This is a genomic window from Labedaea rhizosphaerae, assembly GCF_004362825.1.
GTDB classification, from domain to species: Bacteria; Actinomycetota; Actinomycetes; order Mycobacteriales; family Pseudonocardiaceae; genus Labedaea; species Labedaea rhizosphaerae.
Genome location: NZ_SNXZ01000012.1, coordinates 42,035 through 60,839 on the forward strand (window position 1 = coordinate 42,035; position 18,805 = coordinate 60,839).

An 18,805-nucleotide genomic window follows, 5' to 3' on the forward strand; every position below is an offset into this window, starting at 1 on the left:
TTGATCTTGGGCTTGTGGTGGATCGGGGTCAGGTCACAGACAAGGCGGGCGCGGATCGAGCCGTTGCTGCCGAAGGGTTCTGGGCCAGGTCGGCGGTGGCGTGATCACCGCCAGGTCTTGAATGCGATCTTGTGGAAGCTGCGGACCGGTGCGCCGTGGCGAGACCTGCCCGAACGGTCGAGTTCGCGGGAGACGTAACCCTTGTCGGCGATGATCAGCAGACCTGGACGGTCGGTGAGCAGACGAACGGACCTCCCCGGATACCGCCGCGGCGGTCGACAAGCAGCGAGCCAGTTCTACTCCGCCGCCCAATCCCAGTTCACGGCTGGTGACAGCGATTTTCGACTAGTTCGAAGTAGGAGTTGAGCTCCTACGGGTAGCCACGACCGGTGATGAGAAATCAGTCGGTGCACCCGAGCGCCGCGCCGACGAGAACCCACCGCTCGGCTGGGCACGAGCTGTGATCAGCGGTCGTTGTCACCGATCCGGGCATGCAGCCACGTGATCTCGGGGAGCCTCTCGGCTTCCAACCCTCCCTGCCCCATTCGGCCTGATGCTCGGCTCGGGCGCATCAACCAGATTCCACATCGAGCTGTGCCAGGGTCGTGCCACTCTCTGTAATGTGGCGGACACCCGACTCGATGGGTTGAGGAGGTCCCATTGCAAGGGGAGGACATTGTCCACGCGGCGCGGGTTGTGCAGGTCGAGTTGCTGGCCGCCGACCAGGACCACGACGCCGGCCCCGACGACGTCGACCACATCGACCGCGATGCCGGTCTGCTCGCCAAGTTGCAGGATCTCCTACACGAGCAGAACGTGGCGAGGACGTCGCCGACGGTCTTGTGGCGTTGTTGAGTGCGCGATGCGACCTCCGCGAACGGCTGAAGGTTCTGCTTGCTGCGGAGGAGGACCTGGAGCGGTCGACCTCGGTCTATGCCGCCTTGCCGGGGCGGGCCGAGCCGTCAGCCGAGATCTTTTACGTGTGTCCTCGCTATGACTACCGGTATCCGGTGTTTGAGATGATGAGGACATGATAAGTACTGGGGGTGGTGTCGCTGCAGCATTCGGGTTTCGGTATCAGTACCTCATTACCGTGCAGCTGCTGCTGGACATGTACGAATCGGCGCCGCAGACAGACTGGCGAGTTGACGTCGACCGGGTCGATCAAGACTCGGCGGACATTCTCGTCTACGGCCCCGCGAAGGTTCTGGTCCGGGCTATCCAGGTCAAGGCATCGATGCCTGCGTCGTCCACCACGATGGGCATACGCAGCGCGTCGGGTTGCCTCGACGCGCTGCAGTCCGAGCACCCCAACGCGCGCGAACTGACACTCATCACAAACCGCACACTCACGGTGGAAGCGGTCACGTATGCATCTCGACTGAACGAGCGCCATGGGGTCGCTGCGGAAGACCAGCTCCGGCTTATCGACGCACGCCGGGAGACATTGCTCGCGCTGACCTCCAGGCTGGTCGAACGCGTCGCCCAGATAAGGGTTCGTGGCAGTGGGGGGATTGGTCATCGACTGCATCACATCTTGGTCGCCCAGCTAGTAGATCTTGTCCACGATCGCGGATCACAAACTGCACACCAGGGCATCGATCACGATCAGGTCGCCCGCATTCTGGAAGAGTCGACGGCTGTGCTTGCGGATGCCGTAGGCGGGCGCGGCTGGGGACGGGCATTCGGCGTGCCCGACGACAGATACCTTCCGCGGTCGGGCATCGCCTCCTTCCTCTCCGCGCGGTTGCCCGGCGACGGCCTGTTGTCCGGGACACCTCCGGTCGCCGTGCTCTCCGGCATTTCCGGATCCGGAAAGTCGGCGGCGGCTGCGGCGTGGGCTGCGTCGCGCCGCGACCACTACGCCTTCACCCTGTGGCTCGACGCTTCGTCCGACGAAGTGCTGACGGAGCAGCAACCAGCGATCCTGGGCCGTCTGGGCACCGAAGGTTACGCGGGAGATGCACCGGCTCAGATCTTCTGCGATCTCCTCTCTGATCTGCCCGTTCCCTGGCTATTGGTCCTTGACGGCGCTGTCGACTGGCCGACAACGCGCAAGTGGATCCCACCCTCTGGGTACGGTCACGTGGTCGTGACGACGAATCGGGGTGACTGGCCCACCGACACCGCGCCTCTGCTAGAAGTCAACGCCATGTCCGCCGAGGAAGCGACTGCCCTCATCAGGGATCGGCTGTCGCCTTCGTCGGCCGGTCTGGCGCCGGAGCCAGATCCGGTCGCGGCCGAATTCGCCACCCGTCTCGGTTCCTGGCCACTGGCGATTGACCTGGCCTGCGCGTGGGTCCGCTCGCTTGGCGGTGACTTGTCCCAGCTTCAGGAATTCCTCGATCGGCTGGACCGCTTCGACCTGACGGAACAAGAGTCAAGGCTGGGCAGCTACCCGAGAAGCGCCGGTCGGGTGGTCCGGGAACTCCTGGACGACCTTTCCGGGCAGGCCTTCGCTGTCTTGACCGTCATCACGGCGAGCGGCGGGTCCCACGTTCCGGTCGCACTCGTCGACCAGTGGGCGTCGTCGCTTCCGGAGGACGTCCTCCCTCCGGTTGACGCCCGGACTGCGATCGACGAACTCATCGGCGCATCCCTGGCCAAGAAGCGGCTCCGGTTCGACATCAGAAGCGTTCACGGTCTCGACGAAGCGATCTATATACACGACGGCATCCTGGCAGTGGTCCAGGAATTGGCAATCGGGATCGAGATCGGCTACATGTACCACTGGATGTGCGCCTGCACTGATGTCCTGACCGAGTTGGTCGATCAAGCAGTTTTTTCTGACGCGTCGGCGTTGCTTCCAGTTGCCGACCGGTTCTTGACGGCGGTGTTGTCCGCTACTCCTGACGACGCGGCCGATTCGCAGACCGGCGAGTGGTTCCAACTCAGCGCAACAGCTCTCATGCACAATGTCGGCCTGCTCGCCACCTTGACGGGCCTGTTCGAGCTGGCTTCGAAGTGGCTCACCACCGCCTTCAGGCTTCGCGAGCGCATGGCCGGACTCGTCGCTCACGACGAACCGGCACTAGCGGTCATGCAGATCCAAACACTTGCCATGCTTGTGGGAGCAGTCCTGCGCGTGGGGCGCGTCGAGGAAATCCGGCCGATCCTCGAAGCGGCCGTCCGCTTTGTGCCAACCAACCGAGGGTCCGAGTTGACTGCGCCCGGCACATCTGTCTCAGCCGAGTTGCGTGCACTCGCGGAGGCAGCGAGGTATGCCAGGGAAGACTGCTCAGACCTTCGTTCCTTGATCATCAATGCGCTGAGATGGCAACAGGACGTCGTTGCAGAAGTCTCTCCGCTACAGGTTCGCGTTCGAGAGTTCGCAAGTACCATCGAGCGGGCCCAACGCTATGCCGAAGGTGAACAGTGGTCCAAGGCGGTGGATACCGTACTCGTTGTCGTCAACGAGGCGGCAGCGGCCGGAGTACTTACCCATGATGGAATAGAGGCAATTCTCGACATCGGTCTAGCACTCTTGCACTCTTTACTGACGCGCCCGCATCGCCCACCCCCTGAGTCGTTGAAGAACGCCTTGCGACGGATCACACAATGGTGCGATGAATGCTCCGAATTGCTGAATGACGATCAGCGAATCCGGCTTTCCGTTCTGATACCAGTCCCTGACCAAGACGTTCAGGGTCTGCACCGCGCCCTGGAGAACATACGTGCAGCCGCAGTGAACTCCAACCAGTTGCGCGCCTGGCTAGCACTGGGCGAGGCCGTAGAAGAAACCATCACCGCGTCCAACCGGATACAAGATCAATATGGTCTCGGACCGCTTCCCGACTGGTTGCGCGTCGTGCGGTCGATCGACGGCGGAACGGACTGCCTCTGGTGGCCGGCGATCGCGCGGAACGAAGCCGTACTCGTCTTCGTGACTGCGAGCCTGTCGATGTTCGTCGGCGACACCGTGCAGGATCCGATGCGGGAATCGATGGTGCAAGCGGGATTTCCTGATCGGCTCGACGTCAATGGGCAGCCACAAACTGTCGCTGGTTGGACCTTGCACATCGACGGTTTGCACCTGGCGCTGCGCGACGCCATGGGCAACACCTGGCTGGAAGCCGACGTAAACCCTGATGAGCCGATAGGCGTCCCCTGGATCGAAGCCATTGGGCGAGCGGACTGGGTCCGTGTGGTTTACACCGACCCGGCGGACCAGTCACTCGACGAACTACTTGCCGTGCCGAACCAAGGGTTCGTGGCTGTCGTCGGAAAACCTGTCTCGCGGGGACGGCGGCTACGGAATCTGCTCACCCGACGCAGACGCAGTCAATGACCAAGCCGCATCGGGCTGCGGACCGGACATCTCACGAGAGGTCAGGGCGCGCCGAACGCGTCGGCGCGACCTGGACGATGGCGACCGGCCGCGCCTTGCCCAGACGTCATGTTCAAGGCGAGTGCCTTCAGCATGACGCCGATTCCGGTGTCACCGTCGGGTACGGCGACCTCTTCCCAGCAGAGTCATGGAGACGACCAGCTCACGGGAGGTCCGCAGCCTCGGTTACTGCCACTCCATTCTCCACATGCCGCTTGAGCAGATGCAAGGCGGACGCAAATTGTGCATTGCGGCAGCCAGTGGTGCCTCATACACCCAGTGGGTCGGCGGCCGCGAGCACGCGTCCAACCACGCTCAACGCCGCGTCCCACGCTGATCCGCAGCGGAAGGTGCAGGTCAGAATACTGGACCTGTCAGTTCAACACGGGTGAATAGTGTGCACGACCGTCCTCGGACACACTCACTATCCCTTCCTGCCTTCTGCGTTGTAGAGCATCTCCAGGTTCACGGTCTCGTAGTACGCCTGCAGCTTGTTCGGCGGGGCCTTGCGCAGCCCGCCAGGTGCGGTCACAGCGTGGCGGGTGCGTGCCACAGCTGCCCGGCGGCCTTCTCCAACTCGGCCACGGCGTCGACCGCGGCCTGCCGGAGTCGTTGCAGCTCGGCACCTTCGGACGTGTCGCGCAGGGCGTAGGTGGCCTGGGTTGCCCGCGTGGCGTGCTCGGCCAGGCCGGGCTCAAGAATCCGGACGCGGGTCAACGGGGCGGAGATCGCCGATCGGGTGTCGTGCGTGGCGGCCACGGCAGCCGCCACGGCCTGGTCGGTTCCGCCACCCAGGCGGATCTCACCGAGCACCACCATCGCCCTGCGGTGATCGGCCAGGGCCGACACCAGATCCGCGAGGGCGCTCAGCAACTGGTTGCGTTGTTCGCCGAGTCGGCGGTCGTTTCGCTCGGCACGGGCGTTCCGCGCGTTCCACCAAGCGCCCAGGTTGGTGCCGGCGATGGTGCCGGCGACCGCGATCAGGCTCGTCCACATCGCGTCCATTGCTCACTGCCCCCAGTGTTCGGTGTTCGCGCTCTTCGACCGCCGGGATGAAGATCAGGTTCCACCTCACCTTGGCGCATTTGCTGCCAGCGCCAACACGCCCAGCTGGATCGGCGGCCCGGCGTCGTCGACGAAGGTCGTGAGCGAGTCGGCTGGACTCGCACGATCCGGGTGCTGTCGGCTCGGGTGATTGAGCTGCGGCCGGTGCGTCTGCCGTCGGACCCTGCGAGCATCCCCTTGGTGATCGATCAGCACTGACTAGAGCACGATGAGATCGGGATCGGCCGCATGTGCCCGTGCCACCTCGTCCGACACCGAAGGGCGCCTATCGCGCAGCTTGCCCCGGCGACATAGCGACGACTCGGTGCCCGCACAACCCCAGCGGCGTCAATGCGTTCGCACCGCCGCAGCGATACCGGTCTACCGGCTGTTCCTCGCCACGCCAACACTGCCGACTGATCGTTGTGGCGTGCTGCCCGCGACTGCGGACCCAACATCACATGTCGGGGTCAGGATGCGTCGAACGCAGTCAGCGCCGCGCGGACCATGGCGATCAGCCGTGCGTCGTCCAGCCGTTGGCTGATGGCGAGTGCCTGGCGCAACACGCCAATCCCGGTGCCGCTGTCTCCATCGGCCATGGCGACTCTCCCCAACAGAGTCATGGAGACGACCAGGTCCGCCATCAGGTTCGCGGTACGTCGGAGGTCCGCGGCCTCGGTTACCGCCACTCGACTTTCTGCATGCCGCTCAAGCAGGTGCAGGGTGGCCGCAAGGTTGTGGAGCGCACCGGCGAGCGGACCCCGGTACATTGCGGGGTTGGCACCCGCGAGCGCGCGGTACACGCCCACGGCGATGGTGCTGTGGCCGACGCTTTCGACCCTCCGTTCCTTCGCCCGCATCAGGTGTACGGCCAAGTTGCTGTGCGCCATCGCGAGGCTCGCCATGACCTGATCCGAGGGCTCGCGCGCCAGCCTGCTGCGTATGTCCACCACTTCCTCGGCAGCAACGATGGCCTCCTCGCCGCGGTTTACGGTCGCGAGCCGGTTGGCAAGGCTAGTCAGCGCCACCGCGAGCGATCCGAGGTGCCGATCGGGGTAGCGATGCGCGAGATCTCTTGTCAGCTCGACGGCTTCGGTGATCGCATCGAGGCCGTCGGCTGGTTGTCCTGCATTCGCGAGAACCACCGAGTGGTTGGTCAGAACGGCGGCGAGACCCACGACATTGGCCTCCCTGCTGGTTTCGGCGAGACGCCGCCGGATCTCCACCGCTTCGGTTGACGCGACGAGCGCCTCGGCCGACAGGCCCGACCGGTCCAGGCAGATGGCCAGGTTCGTCAGCCACTTCGCCAGGTCCGGCAGATAGGCATCAGGATGCTCATCGGCGAGAGCGCGACCGATCGCGATGGCCTCCGTAGCCGCCGCGCGGCTACCGGCCAGCTCGTCGCTTGCCCCGAACTGCAGCGACTGGTTGCTCAGCGCCGACGCGAGCTGGTGTGCGTAGAGCGCAGGCTGGGCCTCGGCGAGCACCCGGAAGACATCGATCACCTCCGCCGAGATCTGCAGCGCCTCCTCCGCTTCGCCGAGTGCGGTCAGGTCGACCGCGAGGGTGTTCAGAGCCGTGGCGAGTTCCGGCAAGTAGCTCGCCGAGGTGGCGGCTCGCGCGCGCCGGCCGGCGACAACCTCGCGCAGCAGGTCCACCGCCGCTTTGTGGTGGCCGTGCTCGTCGAGTGCGATGGCCAGGAGGTACCGCGCCCTGGCCAGGTCGGCGTCGTGCCGCTCGGCATCGACGGCCGCCAGTGCAGTTAGCAGCTCGACCGCTCGCCGGGCAATCTCGATGGCGGTGTCCGGGTCACCGGCTGTGAGCAGAGCAGCGCCATGGCGCACAAGCACTCTGGCAGTCAACGCCGGGTTGAGCTCCGCGCGACGTTCGGCGGTTTCCAGACTCAGCGCCGTCGCCAGGACGTTAAGGTCGGCGAGGGCGCTGCTGGTGACGGGCATCCCCTCAACGACCTTGCCGACGGTGTCCGGGTCTGAGTGCGCCAGCAGCGTGGCACGCAGGGCCGTTGCGAACCGGGTCGGAGACTCCAGCAGCGGTGCCACGCGCAGGCCAAGCGGGAGCAGCCGGCTCGGGTCGGTGTCGAGCAAGCCGGCCAGCCCGATAGCCACGGTCTCATGGCGTGCGGCTGCGCGGCCAAGCACGGTCAACGCCTGTACAAGTTGCTCGTCGTCGACCTGGGCCGCCGAGGTCAGGAGCAGCTCTGGCTGCCCGGCCACCACGGTCGCGACCTGCTCCTCCCCGAGCCGGTCCGGTCGCAACGGGTTGAGCGTGCCCGGGCCTGGATACAGCTCCGCCGACCACCGCAGGTACCGCTCGACGACCGGGCGGGCAACCGTCGTGAAGGCCTCGGCGTGGCCCAGCAGACGATGCGCCTGGTCCCTGGTCGTCGGGCCGAACAAGGTGGCCACCGTGACGACGGCATCGAGCTGGGCGGTGTCGGCTTCGGCGAGCCCGTGTCGAGCCAGCGTGCGTTTCCAGTACCGGCGCTCGTGCGCGAGGACACGCGCGATCGGGTCGCGGTCGGGCACCGGCTCCACGGGATCGGCCGGGTCGTCCAGCAAGGACGCCAGGGCCGCGGAGTGCACGTCCAAGACGCGTCCGTACCGGTCGTCGTCCAGATCTGCGGGTTCGGTTACCACCGGGTTCGGCACCTTCAGGTGCGGGCTGAACGCCGCGACGGCCGCCGTGAACTCGGCCTGCCGCGCGGACAGCGGCACGGCGATCGGGCCGAGCCGATGTTCGACCGCTGCGGCGAGCGTGGCCGCCACCGCGTCACTCGACGTGTCGCGGACGTCCTGCAGCCAACTGCCTGCGGCCCGGGCAAGCAGGAGAACCCTCGCGGGATGGCCGCCAGGCCTGCGTGCGAGCGCCGCGATGATGTCGATGACTTGGCTGGTGCGCGCCTCGGCGTAGTCGAAGACCATCAGCAGCGGCATCGGGCACGCGGCGACCGTTCGGAGATGCGAGCTCGCGGCGCCGTCAGCCACCACTCCCGCAAGCCACCCGGCTTCGGTGACCCGGGCGCACAGTTCCCGCCCGAAGCGCGTCTTGCCCTGGCCAGCCGGGCCGGTCAGCACGCGAGCCGCCACCCGCGAGCCGTCCGCGCACCACGCCAGGAAGTCCGCAAGCTCACCGTCGCGACCGTGGAACGGCACGACGTCGTACTCGGGGCGCAGAAGCATGCTCGGCGTGAAATCGTCCGGCGGCCGCACGGATTCGATGAACACGGAACCCTCGAGCAGGTCCGGCTGCGCCTCGAGAAGCCGCTGCACGAGGAGGTCGACGTTCAACTCCTGGTAGTTCATGCGCACGTATTGGCGGGCGGCGAGGGCCGCGATATCCGCGGGCAACTGCCCTGCCGACGGCTTCGCCAACCGGTCCTTGCCGTCCACCAACACCGGGACCACCCGAAGCCCAAGGGTGAATGCGGTGCGCAGCTCACGGCGGACCCAGTCGTTCTCGTCGTGGACGCGTCCGTCGGTCAACCACGACGGCCCGATCACGGCCACGAGCGTCGAGCATTGCTCCATGTCGGTGAGGATCCGAGTCTCGAAATCGTCCCCGGCCAGGATGGACCGGCTGGCGAAGAAGACCCGGTCGGCACCGAAGCGCGCCGCGAGTTCGCGCGCGAGGAACGCCGCCTCGTTCTGCCGGTCCCCCACGCGGTAGTTGACGAAGATCCCGCCCCGCCGCACCACGCCTCCGGTCGCACGCCTCGTCGTCACGGTTGCTCGCGATGCGCCACTCTACGCTGAGCCGTTTCCTGTTTCCTGTTTGTGCCACCCGGGTTTTTGGCGAGACTTTCCGTTCCGCAGTACCGAGAATGGATCCCAACAGGAAGGCGGTGCGTCCATGGAGTCCGTGCCTCACGACGTCGGGCCACGCTTGCGGACCATGCGGATCGAGAAGGGCCACTCGCTGAGCGCGTTCGCGCGCCGCGTCTTCTACACCAAGGGCTATCTCAGTCGGGTGGAGACCGGGCTGCAGCTCCCGTCACTGGAATTCATCCGCCGGTGCGAAGCCGAGCTCGACGCGCCTGGCGAGCTCGTCCCACCGGCCGGGACGTCGGCGACCTCCGCAACGTCCGTTCAGTCGCCGGCTGCCGCGGCACCCGGCGACGACGAGGTCTGGCTCATGACGATGGCCCCGATCGGGAGTGCTTTCACGCCCATCACGCGCCGCGAGGCGTTGCTCGGCGGGATCGCGGCGGGGACCGCGCTCGCCCGATGGTCGACCCCGGTGGCGGACCCCGGCGACTGCGTCGCGCGCCACCGCCAGATCTTCGACGCCACCCGCGAGCTGGGTCAGTCCGCTCCCCCGTCAGTGGTCATGCCGATGTTGGTCGGCCAGGCGCAGGCGCTGCGCAGGCTGTCGGCCAGCACACCGGCCCGGGTGGGAATTGAAGTGGCCGTGCTCGCCGCGCGCACCGCCGAGTTCGCGGGGTGGATGGCGCAGGAAGACGGTGACGACGCCGCGGCTTTGTGGTGGACCGACCGTGCCGTCGAGGTCGCCACGGCCGTCGGCGACGACTACGTGGCGAGCTACGCGCTGGTGCGCCGGGCCCTCATCACATTGTACCGGGGCGACGCGCCCGCGACGATCGCGCTTGCTTCGCAAGCGCGATCCCGCCCGGGTACCCCCGCGCGCATTCGCGGGCTGGCGGCCCAGCGCGAGGCGCAAGGGCATGCCCTCGCCGGAGACTACGACGCGTGCATGCGTGCTCTCGACGAGGCGGGGCGCCTGCTGCGCGACTGGCAGGCCGATGCGCCGACCGGCCCGGTGATCGGCACCGCGCACGTCACCGATCCGGTCGCTGTCGTCTCCGGGTGGTGCCTCTACGACCTGGGCCGCCCGCGCGAGGCCGCGGCGGTCCTCGACACCGAGGTGCCCCGCATCCCGTCGTCCGCCGTCCGTGCGCGCACGAGGTTCGGCGCACGGCATGCACTCGCGCACGCGGCGTCGGGCGAAGTGGAGCACGCGTGCCTGCTCACCCGGCAGATCATCAACAACCTGGCATTCGTCCAATCGGCCACGATCCTCACCGACCTGCGCAAGCTCGCGAAGGCGTTGCGACGGTGGCCGAAGAATCCGCACGTGCGAGCGCTGGATCCGGCGTTGACCGCAGCCCTGAGCCCGGCGGCCTGAGCAAGTGGACCGCTCTCTTGAGATGGGATCTTGACGGCGTGTTGTTCATCAACTTCCGCGTGGGTGACGGCGCGGACAAGGCGGCCTGGCTGGACTCGGAACTGAGCACCGTTTTCGGCCGGGACCAAGTCTTCCGGTCGAGCCGATCCCTGCCTCTGGGGCAGGACTACGACCCGGGCCTGTGGGCCGCGGTCGAGAACTGCTCGGCGATGATCGTGGTCGTCGGGGAACGTTGGTTGACCGACTTCCGTGCCCGGCTGTTCGAGCCGGACGACATCGTCCGCAAAGAGATCGCCACCGCACTCAAGGCCGGCAAACCGGTGATCCCGGTGCTCGAGCAGGCCGGCCGAATGCGCGCGGACCAACTGCCGCCCGACCTCGCCCCGCTGGCCAAGTGCCAGTACATCCGCCTCACCTACCGCGACGGCCACTCCATCCCAGGCTTCATCGATCGGTTGATCCAGGACGCCCCGGAGCTCGGGATCGGTGTAATGGACGGGATCCAGGACCTGGCAGCCTGGGATCGCGAGCGCACGTCGCCACTGAGCACCACCCTGCCTGACGACCTGGTCTTGCTCGGCCGGGAAGGCGCCGTCGAGCAGGTGCTGTCCTGGTTCAGCGGGCCACCGCGAAACTTGATCATCCAGGGACAGACCCCTGATGAAGTGGCCGCGTTCGTGGCCGCCGTGCTGAACAGCGTCGACCGGTGGCACCGCGCGGTGCTGATCACCGCCAAGCCGGGTTGGGACCACGCGGCGAGGATCCCTATGACGTTCCCTGCGGTCGTCATGAGCGACGACGTCCCTGTCGGACCCACCCAGAGCACGCGGCACGTGATCATCGCCCGTGACTGGTCCGTGAGTCGTGCTGGCGAGCTCGTGCTGCCGCGTGTTCCCCGGGACAAAGCACGCGTCGCCTTCGCGGCGCTCGGGGTCCCGCCGCACCAAGCCGACCAGTACGCGGGGCTGGCCCGGCGCAGCCGCCAAGCGTTGATCCGGCGACTCAGCCCGAACGAGCCCCGACCGCCGTGGACCCAGGCTCCCGGCTCGACCATCGCGGTACCGCTCGTCCTGGTAAGCAGGTGGTCGACGACCAACACGGCTGATCACGACGTCATCGCGCGCATCACCGGCCACGACTACCCGGAGGTGGACCGGTTCGCGCAGTCCAGCTCGATTTCCGCGGACCCATTCCTCCACCGCAGCGGCACCCGCTGGCAGCACGCCGATCCGTACGACGCGTGGTCCCAGCTGATGTCGCAGGTCAGCGCCACCGACATCGATCGCTTCAGCGACGCGGCCGTGGAAGTTCTGACCGAAATTGACCCGGTGCTGTCCCTCCCGGACCCGGAACAACCGTCGGCCGGGCTCATGGGCATCGGGCGGACGTGGTCGGACGACCTTCGGCAGGGCCTCGCCCATGGGCTGGCCCGGCTCGGCGACGCCGGGACAGCGACGGTGGCAGGCAACACGGCGGAGAACCACGCCGCAATCGTCGTTCACCGGGTTCTCGAGTCAGCGAACGACGACCGGACCGGACTGCTCTGGCGCTCGCTGGCCGACGTCCTGCCGCTGCTGGCGGAGGCCGCTCCTCGCGTGTTCCTCGATGCGGTCCAGAAAGGACTTCGTGGCGACGAGCCGATGCTCGGGGCCATGTTCGAGGACACCGACGCCAGGCTGATGCATCGGCATTCCGCGCACACCGACCTGCTCTGGGCCCTCGAGACGCTCGCGTGGGCACCTACCCATTGCACGGCAACAGCTCTTCAGCTCGCCCGCCTGGCCGAGCATGATCCAGGCGGTCGGCTGAGCAACCGGCCGTCGGAGTCCTTGGTCAGCCTGCTGGGCCATCGGCCGAGCCCGATCCCGCTGGACCGACGGATCACCATCATCAACCAGGTGCGGCGGCGGTACCCAGCGGTGGGCTGGCAACTGCTGACCGACCTCACCGATTCGAACAAGCTCCTAATGCACCCGGCTCGGCCACGCGTCCGGGAAGACTGGACCGGCGCTGACGCGGCCATGCCGGATCCGCTGCAGGCCTACGAAGACGGGATTACCGCCGCGATGGTGTCAGACCTGACCGCGAGGCCTGAGCGGTGGGTTGACTGCCTCCCCCTTCTCGGCAGCCTTCCTGCCGACTGGAGGGAGGCCCTGCTGACCGCTCTGGAGGCAATCGATGTCACGCGGCTCGATCCGGTGCGAATTCGCGCGCTGTGGGACAAGGGAACCGAGGTACTGCGCTGGGAACAGGGTGAGCCCGCCGGTCCTCGGTTTCACACGCCCGAAGAGATCGCCCGCCTGACAGCGTTCTTGGAGAGGATCGAGCCGATCGACGATCCAGCGAGACATGCCTGGCTGTTCACCTGGCATCCGCGTCTTCCTGGAGTCGACTCGACGGACCTGGCGGCCCGCGATGCCGCCGTGGCGAAACGCCGCCGAGAGGTCCTCACGGAGGTGCTGGACCGGCACGGCATCGGCGGCGTGATCTGCCTCGCCGAGGCGAGTGAACTCGGCGACCGCGTCGGGTGGACTCTCGCGCAGGTCGCGGACGACTCCGTCCGGGACGAGGTGCTTGCCCGGCTCGGCGAACCGCTGGCGGCGGGATGGATCCACTGCCGCACAACGGAACGCGGCCGCGATTGGGCCGCTGAGACGGCCGACGCCCTTCCGCCGGATCCTGTCGGCCGGACCGCCTTCCTGATGGCGCTACCGGTGGACTGGGCGTTCGAGCTTCTCGGCTCAGAGACCCAAGAGGTCTGCGACCGGTTCTATGACCTAACCCCAGCCTTCCCGTTCCCAGCCGACGGCGCCGAGGACTACCTCGCAGGGCTGCTCGCGCGTGGCCGCGCCGAAGCGGTGATCGACGCGTTGTCGTTGGCGGTGCACCCGCACGCTGATGCCTGGCGTCCCTCGGCGGAACTCATCACCGCCGCCTTCCACCATCTGCTGAACACGACGGCTCTGAAGAGCGACCACACGGAGTACGCAGTCGGAAGCCTGCTCACCTACCTGCATAGCACCGGGCACGATCCGCGTGACGTGGCGAGGTTCGAAGTGGCGTTTGCGTCGTTGTTGCACGATCGACAGCCCGTCGCGCTGCTGGCGATGATCTCCGCCGACCCGGGGTTCTTCGTGGAACTGCACCAGGTCCGCTACCTACCAACCGAGAAGCTCAATCCCAAGGCGCTCGGGTTCTACATGACCGGCCTGCAATTGCGGTGTGTCCCGGGCCAGGACGGGAACACCGTGGACAAGACCTACCTGCTCGACTGGGTGCACAAGGCTCGCCGGCGTCTGAAGGACATCGAGATGGAGAACACTGGCGACCGGGAGATCGGTGCACTGATCTCCGCGGGACCGGACGGAGTCGATGGAGCCTGGCCATCCGAAGCAGTCCGGGAAGTCCTTGAACTCGAGGACGCCGATCGGCTGCACGAAGGATTCCGCCTCGGCCTGGCCAACAACCGGAACTTCACTTCCCGCGGCGTCTTCGACGGTGGCGAGCAGGAGCGAGAACTCGCCGCGCCGTACGACGCGTGGGCCGACACCGTCGAACCTGAGTGGCCGCAAACCGCCCAGGTACTGAGGGATCACGCCGAATCACTGCGAGGTCAGGCCAGGCATTGGGACAGGGAAGCCGAGGACGACCACGATGAATAACGATCTTTCACATGCTTGTATGTCATTTCCCCTGCCACTCGGATGCGCGCGATCCTGCACCGGTTGTAACCGTGCGACCAAGTAGGTGTTCCTGCAGGTCTGATGGACATTCGCGATCGACCGACGCTAGGTGTTCACGGGATGTGCAGGCGGGTGAATAGTGTGCACGACCGTCCTCGGACACATCATCAACTCTCTGACCAGCGGTTTTGCTCCTCAGTGATCTTCCTTCAGCGACCTAGCTGGGCGCGAGCGTCGTCGTGCTCCCGGTCCCGGATCACCAACCAGTCAGCAGCGGCGACGCAGCACCCGGTCGGCCAGATCAGCCGCCACTGCCGCCCCGGCCGGCCATCAGCGATCGCGTCACCACCACGACGGGCCACCTCTCGCACCAGCTTGCGGAACTGGCCAGGCTCCACACCCGTGAAACGGCCTGATCCACTCTGACCGCGGGGCCGAGATCACCTGCACCCAAACCTGATCAACTATCGCCGGTCGAGGTTGATCATCGGGTTACGGATATCCCTTAGGCCTCGAACGGCGCAAGTCCCTCCGCATACGCGCGTTCAGTATCGTCGGGCACTGTCACCACCGTGCCCTGGTAGTCGCGGAATGGCAGTCCCGCCCCTCGGAAGGACAACCAGGGGAAGTCCGAGACAATCCAATTCCCGTCGAACACCAATGTGTTCGTGGCACCGTCTTCAGGCCGGTGCAACTTGAACCTGCGGTAGCGCCGAGCGAGGCGGTCGAGTTCGGCCTGAGCCTCTCTGCCGCACTTCGAGAACACCAAATCTACTCGGACGCGCGCCCGCAACCTCTGTTCGAGCTTGGCGAGGAAGTTGGAGTCCACCACCGACGATGTGGCCTGGTCGGTAGAGATCAAGAGGCGTTCCGTTGCGGTCTCCAGCGCGGCCATCAGTGCGACTTGGTGCTCGACCAGCTGGATCCCGCGAACTCGCGGAGAGTTCTCGTCGAATAGCGCGCCTGGTGCGGGGCAGACCCTTTCTGCTTCAAGGTGCGCTGGCAGCAACGTGTGCGGTACGGCGGATGCCACGGTGAAGCCCAGCTTGTCCGTGCCCCCCAGGGTGCCGAGCGCTGTGTTGTGCACGTCGCTATGGTCACCGTCGACGACGATCGCGGTCTCGACCTCTCCTCGGTCCTGATCACCGTAGATCAGCAGGTTTACCACCAGGTACCGATGCATGGACGGCGCCACATCAATGACGTCCAGCACGTCGATCGAGCCGCCTCGGCCTCGGTCGTTCCGCTTCAGAATGGAATTCACCGCAGCGGGCGTGATATCCGGCGCTTTGATGCGTGTCGTGCGTTGGGCCGGAAGCAATACACAACCTTCAGCGACAGCAACGGACTTGGTGACTAGGTCACGAGGTTCGTAATCCGCAACAGACCAGGTAAGCCTGTCGAAAGCGATCTTGAAGTTCTTCTGGATCGGCCGAATCGACTCGAGCTCGTCGGCCAGCTTTCGCCCCCGTGCAGTCAGCGTTAACACACCCTGCCCCGGACCGATCACCAGTGCTCCCTCGCGAAAGTGGTCGGCCACCACGGCATCGACGAGTTCCTGGTCCAAGCCCAGAAAAGCCGCGATGTCGGTCGCACCGCCGACATCGGCCTTGAGCAGCCGAAGCACGAACTCGTCCAGCAGGGGCAGCGGTTTGATCTCCTGCGCGAGAACCTCGGTGGCCACCACTGTAACCGGCACTGCGGCCTTCTCGATCCCGAGAAGGTCGAGACCGGGACGATCACCGCTGAATCGCTTGGTGAGCAGCATTTCTGTGTTAAGCATTCTCCACCGCCTGCACATCGCAGTCTTCAGGATGCTCTGCGATGTAGCGCACTACATCCCGCAGGGCGCCGTTCGCAGAGCGGCAGAACTCCGCGTCGCCGACGATTGCCAACCCGAACCTCGCTCGGGACACTGCGACATTGATGCGTCGCCAGTTCTTCGCACCGAGGAACCCCAGGCTGAGCTTGTTGTTGCTCCTGGTGACCGAGAACATCGCGACGTCGCACTGCCTTCCTTGCACGGCATCGACCGAAAGCACGTCGACCTGCAACCTGGTGAAGCGCCGCAAGGACAGTCGGCGCCTCATCTCCTCCACCTGTCGCCGGTACGGAGCGATGAGCAGAACTTCGAGCTTGCCGGAGTCGTCAGGCGTGCTTACGACACCCTTCTCGATTGCCTTCTCCAGTGTTTCCAAGCGGGAGAATATGACCCGAGCCTCCGCCCGGTTGGCGTAGCTGATCCCGCCTGGTCCCCGATCCTCCCGCCGCTCGTCACCGAGTCGTGAGGTGTCCAGCCACAAGACGGGCTTGCCGAGTACCTCGAGACCGGGCAGGCCATCGGTACGAGGTGAGCTGAGCTCTCCTCCGTAGAAGCAGGTGGACACCATGTCACCGATGGGCCGAACCATGCGGTACTGATCTCGCAGGAGGAACTTCGAGTGATCGGGCAATCGGTGGGAGAACCACTTGAAGAGTGTCTCCTGCACCAAGTCCTCGTCGATGCCGTGCTCGGCGAGAATCTCCGTGGACCTCAGCAATTCCTCTTCCTGAGGAGGAAGCTGGTTGTTGTCGCCGACTAGGATCGCCCGGCGCGACCTGGACAGCGGAACCATCGCCTCCGTCGCGGTGGCCTTTGATGCCTCGTCCAGGATGCACAGGTCGATTTCGAGGTTGCGCACCGCCGCCTGCCCGACAAAACCGATACACGTTCCGGCAACCACCCGCGCGGTGCCCAAGAACGACTCCGCAAGGCGGTCGTCGGTCGCCGTGCGCTGCAGCCACTCCGCCTGCAGTCCGACCAAATCAAGCAACCGCTGAGCAGGAACCGACGTGCCGAGAAGCGCACCTGCCGCCGAGAGGGCGTCCTCCACCGCCATGTCGGCGTTCAAAGTCAGGTCTCCCGCGAGATGTTCGACCGCTTCAGCATGGAGCTGGCCGTAACGAAGAGCAAGGTCGTCCATCCGCTCCTGGAGATCGCTATCGTCCTCGACAATCTCCAGCGACGTCGCCAGAGCGGAGGTGTTGTTACTGCCGATCCTGCGGTCGATCTCGCGTTCGACTTCTTCCTGCTCCTTGACCACCTTCGCCAGCTGCCTTAGCGACAACGCCGCATGCAGGTGGCGCAGATCGAGCCCGCGCTCCTTCGCGACCTTCTCCAAGTACCTCTGGGCGTTGCGGCGGATGCCCTCGGCCCACTTCGTCATCCTGCGGTTGAGCAACAGGTGACTCACAGTCTTGTCGACTCTCGGATCGTCGGGGTGTCCGAGCCGGACGATGCCTTCGATTCCCGCTTGCTCGAGGCGGGCCAAGGCGTTGTCCACCGCGACGTGCGTCTGACTGACAATGAGGATACGGGAGCTCGGCCGTTCCTTCAGCGATTGGAAGACGATCTCTGCGATGAGGTCTGTTTTGCCCGTGCCGGGCGGCCCTTCGACTAACAGGACGTCCTGTACTCCCAACGCGGCCTCGACTGCTCTCTTCTTCCCGTCGTCGAGGGTCCCGATCCAGTCGTCCACTTTGCGCGGTACGGGGGCTTCGACCTCGGAGGGGTTCTGGATCTTGGCTCGCAATTCCGGTCGGGCGGCCGTTCCATTGCGGAAGGCCAGCAACGCATCTCGCTGACGTTGCAGTGCTTTGCGAGACGGGCCCAGGAACGGCCGGATACCGCCGCTTCGTTCGAGCGCTCCGACCGGGGTCTTGCTGCGCAAGGTGACCGAGTTGCCGTCCTGGTTGATGATCTGGCCGTACGCCGCCGTTCGCCGCGAGTCTCGACCCACGATCTCCCAGTCCGTGCCGACGAGATCTTCCTCGACAGGGTCGTGCAGCTCAAGATCGACCTCCCGGCCGCGGACGACGCGACTGCTGTAGCTCAGCGTCCGATTGGAGCCGCGGGCGATGTCCTCACGAGCCTGCAGTACCCTGCTCCACTCCTGGAGCATGTCGAGACCGTCATAGCCGGTGGTGATATCTCCAGTGCGGAAAGCCTCCTTTTCCTCCTCGAAGGCGTCAAGGGCACCCAACAGATCGTGTCGGCCGTTTCCTGCCTGGAGGCGGGTTCGCGGCTCCGAACAGACCCAAGCCACGAACTCGGCGACATTCAACGCGTCTCTGCGGAATCGCTCAAGCTCTTCGTACTCGGGCGCCCGCGCGCCCGTGACGACCAAGGCCGGCGGGCTGTCCAGCTTGAGAGTGAACTTCCATCGTTTTCCCGTGATGAAAACGATGGAGCGGTCAGCAGCACGCATAGCAGTGTCGAAGCGATAGGCAGCAAAGACGTCCTCGTTGAGGTCGTTTAGCAATGCTGCCTCTGCGCTGTCACCTACCGCCTCCGGATGTTCCATCAGCTGTCGCCGCGCGGCGTTGGTGAGTCTGAGCCAGACAGTGCTACGACTCGCGACCGGAAGCACCGAACGCCCGAGCAGGACGTTCTTCAGCTCGTCGGCGAAGATCGCGCCGTTAGCCGGTCGCTCGCTGCAATCCAGTCGCACGCACCTAGTGCTCTGTCCATGAACGTTGGCCGGTTTGGTGACACGCCGGTCAGCGTTCGGGGTGGGTGATCGACTGGCGGTCAGGCTGGGTGGATGGC

General features: G+C 65.8%; 8 protein-coding genes and 2 pseudogenes. 5 read left to right on the top strand and 5 right to left on the bottom strand.

Features of this window, described 5'->3' with window-relative positions:
- Positions 1-12: 12 nt before the first annotated feature.
- The 3 genes and pseudogenes from EV186_RS37605 to EV186_RS37615 all read left to right on the top strand — a co-directional run.
- Positions 13-177, top strand: a pseudogene (locus tag EV186_RS37605) (transposase); the annotation flags it as partial.
- A 483-nt stretch (positions 178-660) separates the two neighbouring features.
- The gene (locus EV186_RS37610; protein WP_133854330.1) at positions 661-855 is read left to right on the top strand and encodes a hypothetical protein; all 195 of its coding nucleotides are present in this window, start codon (positions 661-663) and stop codon (positions 853-855) included.
- Between the two features lie 238 nt (positions 856-1,093).
- A complete protein-coding gene (locus EV186_RS37615) occupies positions 1,094-4,288 on the top strand; it encodes a hypothetical protein (protein WP_133854331.1) in 3,195 nt (1,064 codons plus the stop codon).
- Between the two features lie 567 nt (positions 4,289-4,855).
- Here the strand turns inward: EV186_RS37615 and EV186_RS37620 are convergent.
- Together EV186_RS37620 and EV186_RS37625 are read right to left on the bottom strand one after the other, a co-directional pair.
- The gene (locus EV186_RS37620) at positions 4,856-5,332 is read right to left on the bottom strand and encodes a protein kilB (RefSeq protein WP_133854332.1); all 477 of its coding nucleotides are present in this window, start codon (positions 5,330-5,332) and stop codon (positions 4,856-4,858) included.
- A gap of 509 nt (positions 5,333-5,841) precedes the next feature.
- A complete protein-coding gene (locus EV186_RS37625; RefSeq protein WP_133854333.1) occupies positions 5,842-9,114 on the bottom strand; it encodes a tetratricopeptide repeat protein in 3,273 nt (1,090 codons plus the stop codon).
- Positions 9,115-9,241: 127 nt separating this feature from the next.
- On the opposite strand from EV186_RS37625, the gene EV186_RS37630 reads away from it, so the two are divergent.
- Positions 9,242-10,534, top strand: a complete 1,293-nt coding sequence (locus EV186_RS37630; protein ID WP_133854334.1) for a helix-turn-helix domain-containing protein — start codon at positions 9,242-9,244, stop codon at positions 10,532-10,534.
- 38 nt (positions 10,535-10,572) lie between these two features.
- A complete protein-coding gene (locus tag EV186_RS37635; protein WP_166659525.1) occupies positions 10,573-14,196 on the top strand; it encodes a TIR domain-containing protein in 3,624 nt (1,207 codons plus the stop codon).
- Between the two features lie 303 nt (positions 14,197-14,499).
- On the opposite strand, the pseudogene EV186_RS37640 reads toward EV186_RS37635, so the two are convergent.
- From EV186_RS37640 to EV186_RS37650, 3 genes and pseudogenes are all read right to left on the bottom strand, one after another.
- Positions 14,500-14,667 (bottom strand): annotated as a pseudogene (locus EV186_RS37640) (IS5/IS1182 family transposase); the annotation flags it as partial.
- Between the two features lie 55 nt (positions 14,668-14,722).
- The gene (locus tag EV186_RS37645; protein WP_133854336.1) at positions 14,723-15,985 is read right to left on the bottom strand and encodes a phospholipase D-like domain-containing protein; all 1,263 of its coding nucleotides are present in this window, start codon (positions 15,983-15,985) and stop codon (positions 14,723-14,725) included.
- A gap of 7 nt (positions 15,986-15,992) precedes the next feature.
- A complete protein-coding gene (locus EV186_RS37650; RefSeq protein ID WP_133854337.1) occupies positions 15,993-18,707 on the bottom strand; it encodes a DEAD/DEAH box helicase in 2,715 nt (904 codons plus the stop codon).
- Positions 18,708-18,805 lie beyond the last annotated feature (98 nt).

Coding starts and splice junctions, on each gene's coding strand:
- EV186_RS37645 (WP_133854336.1), bottom strand. CDS start 15,985: ATGCTGCTCACCAAGCGATTCAGCGGTGATCGTCCCGGTCTCGACCTT.
- EV186_RS37620 (WP_133854332.1), bottom strand. CDS start 5,332: ATGGACGCGATGTGGACGAGCCTGATCGCGGTCGCCGGCACCATCGCC.
- EV186_RS37630 (WP_133854334.1), top strand. CDS start 9,242: ATGGAGTCCGTGCCTCACGACGTCGGGCCACGCTTGCGGACCATGCGG.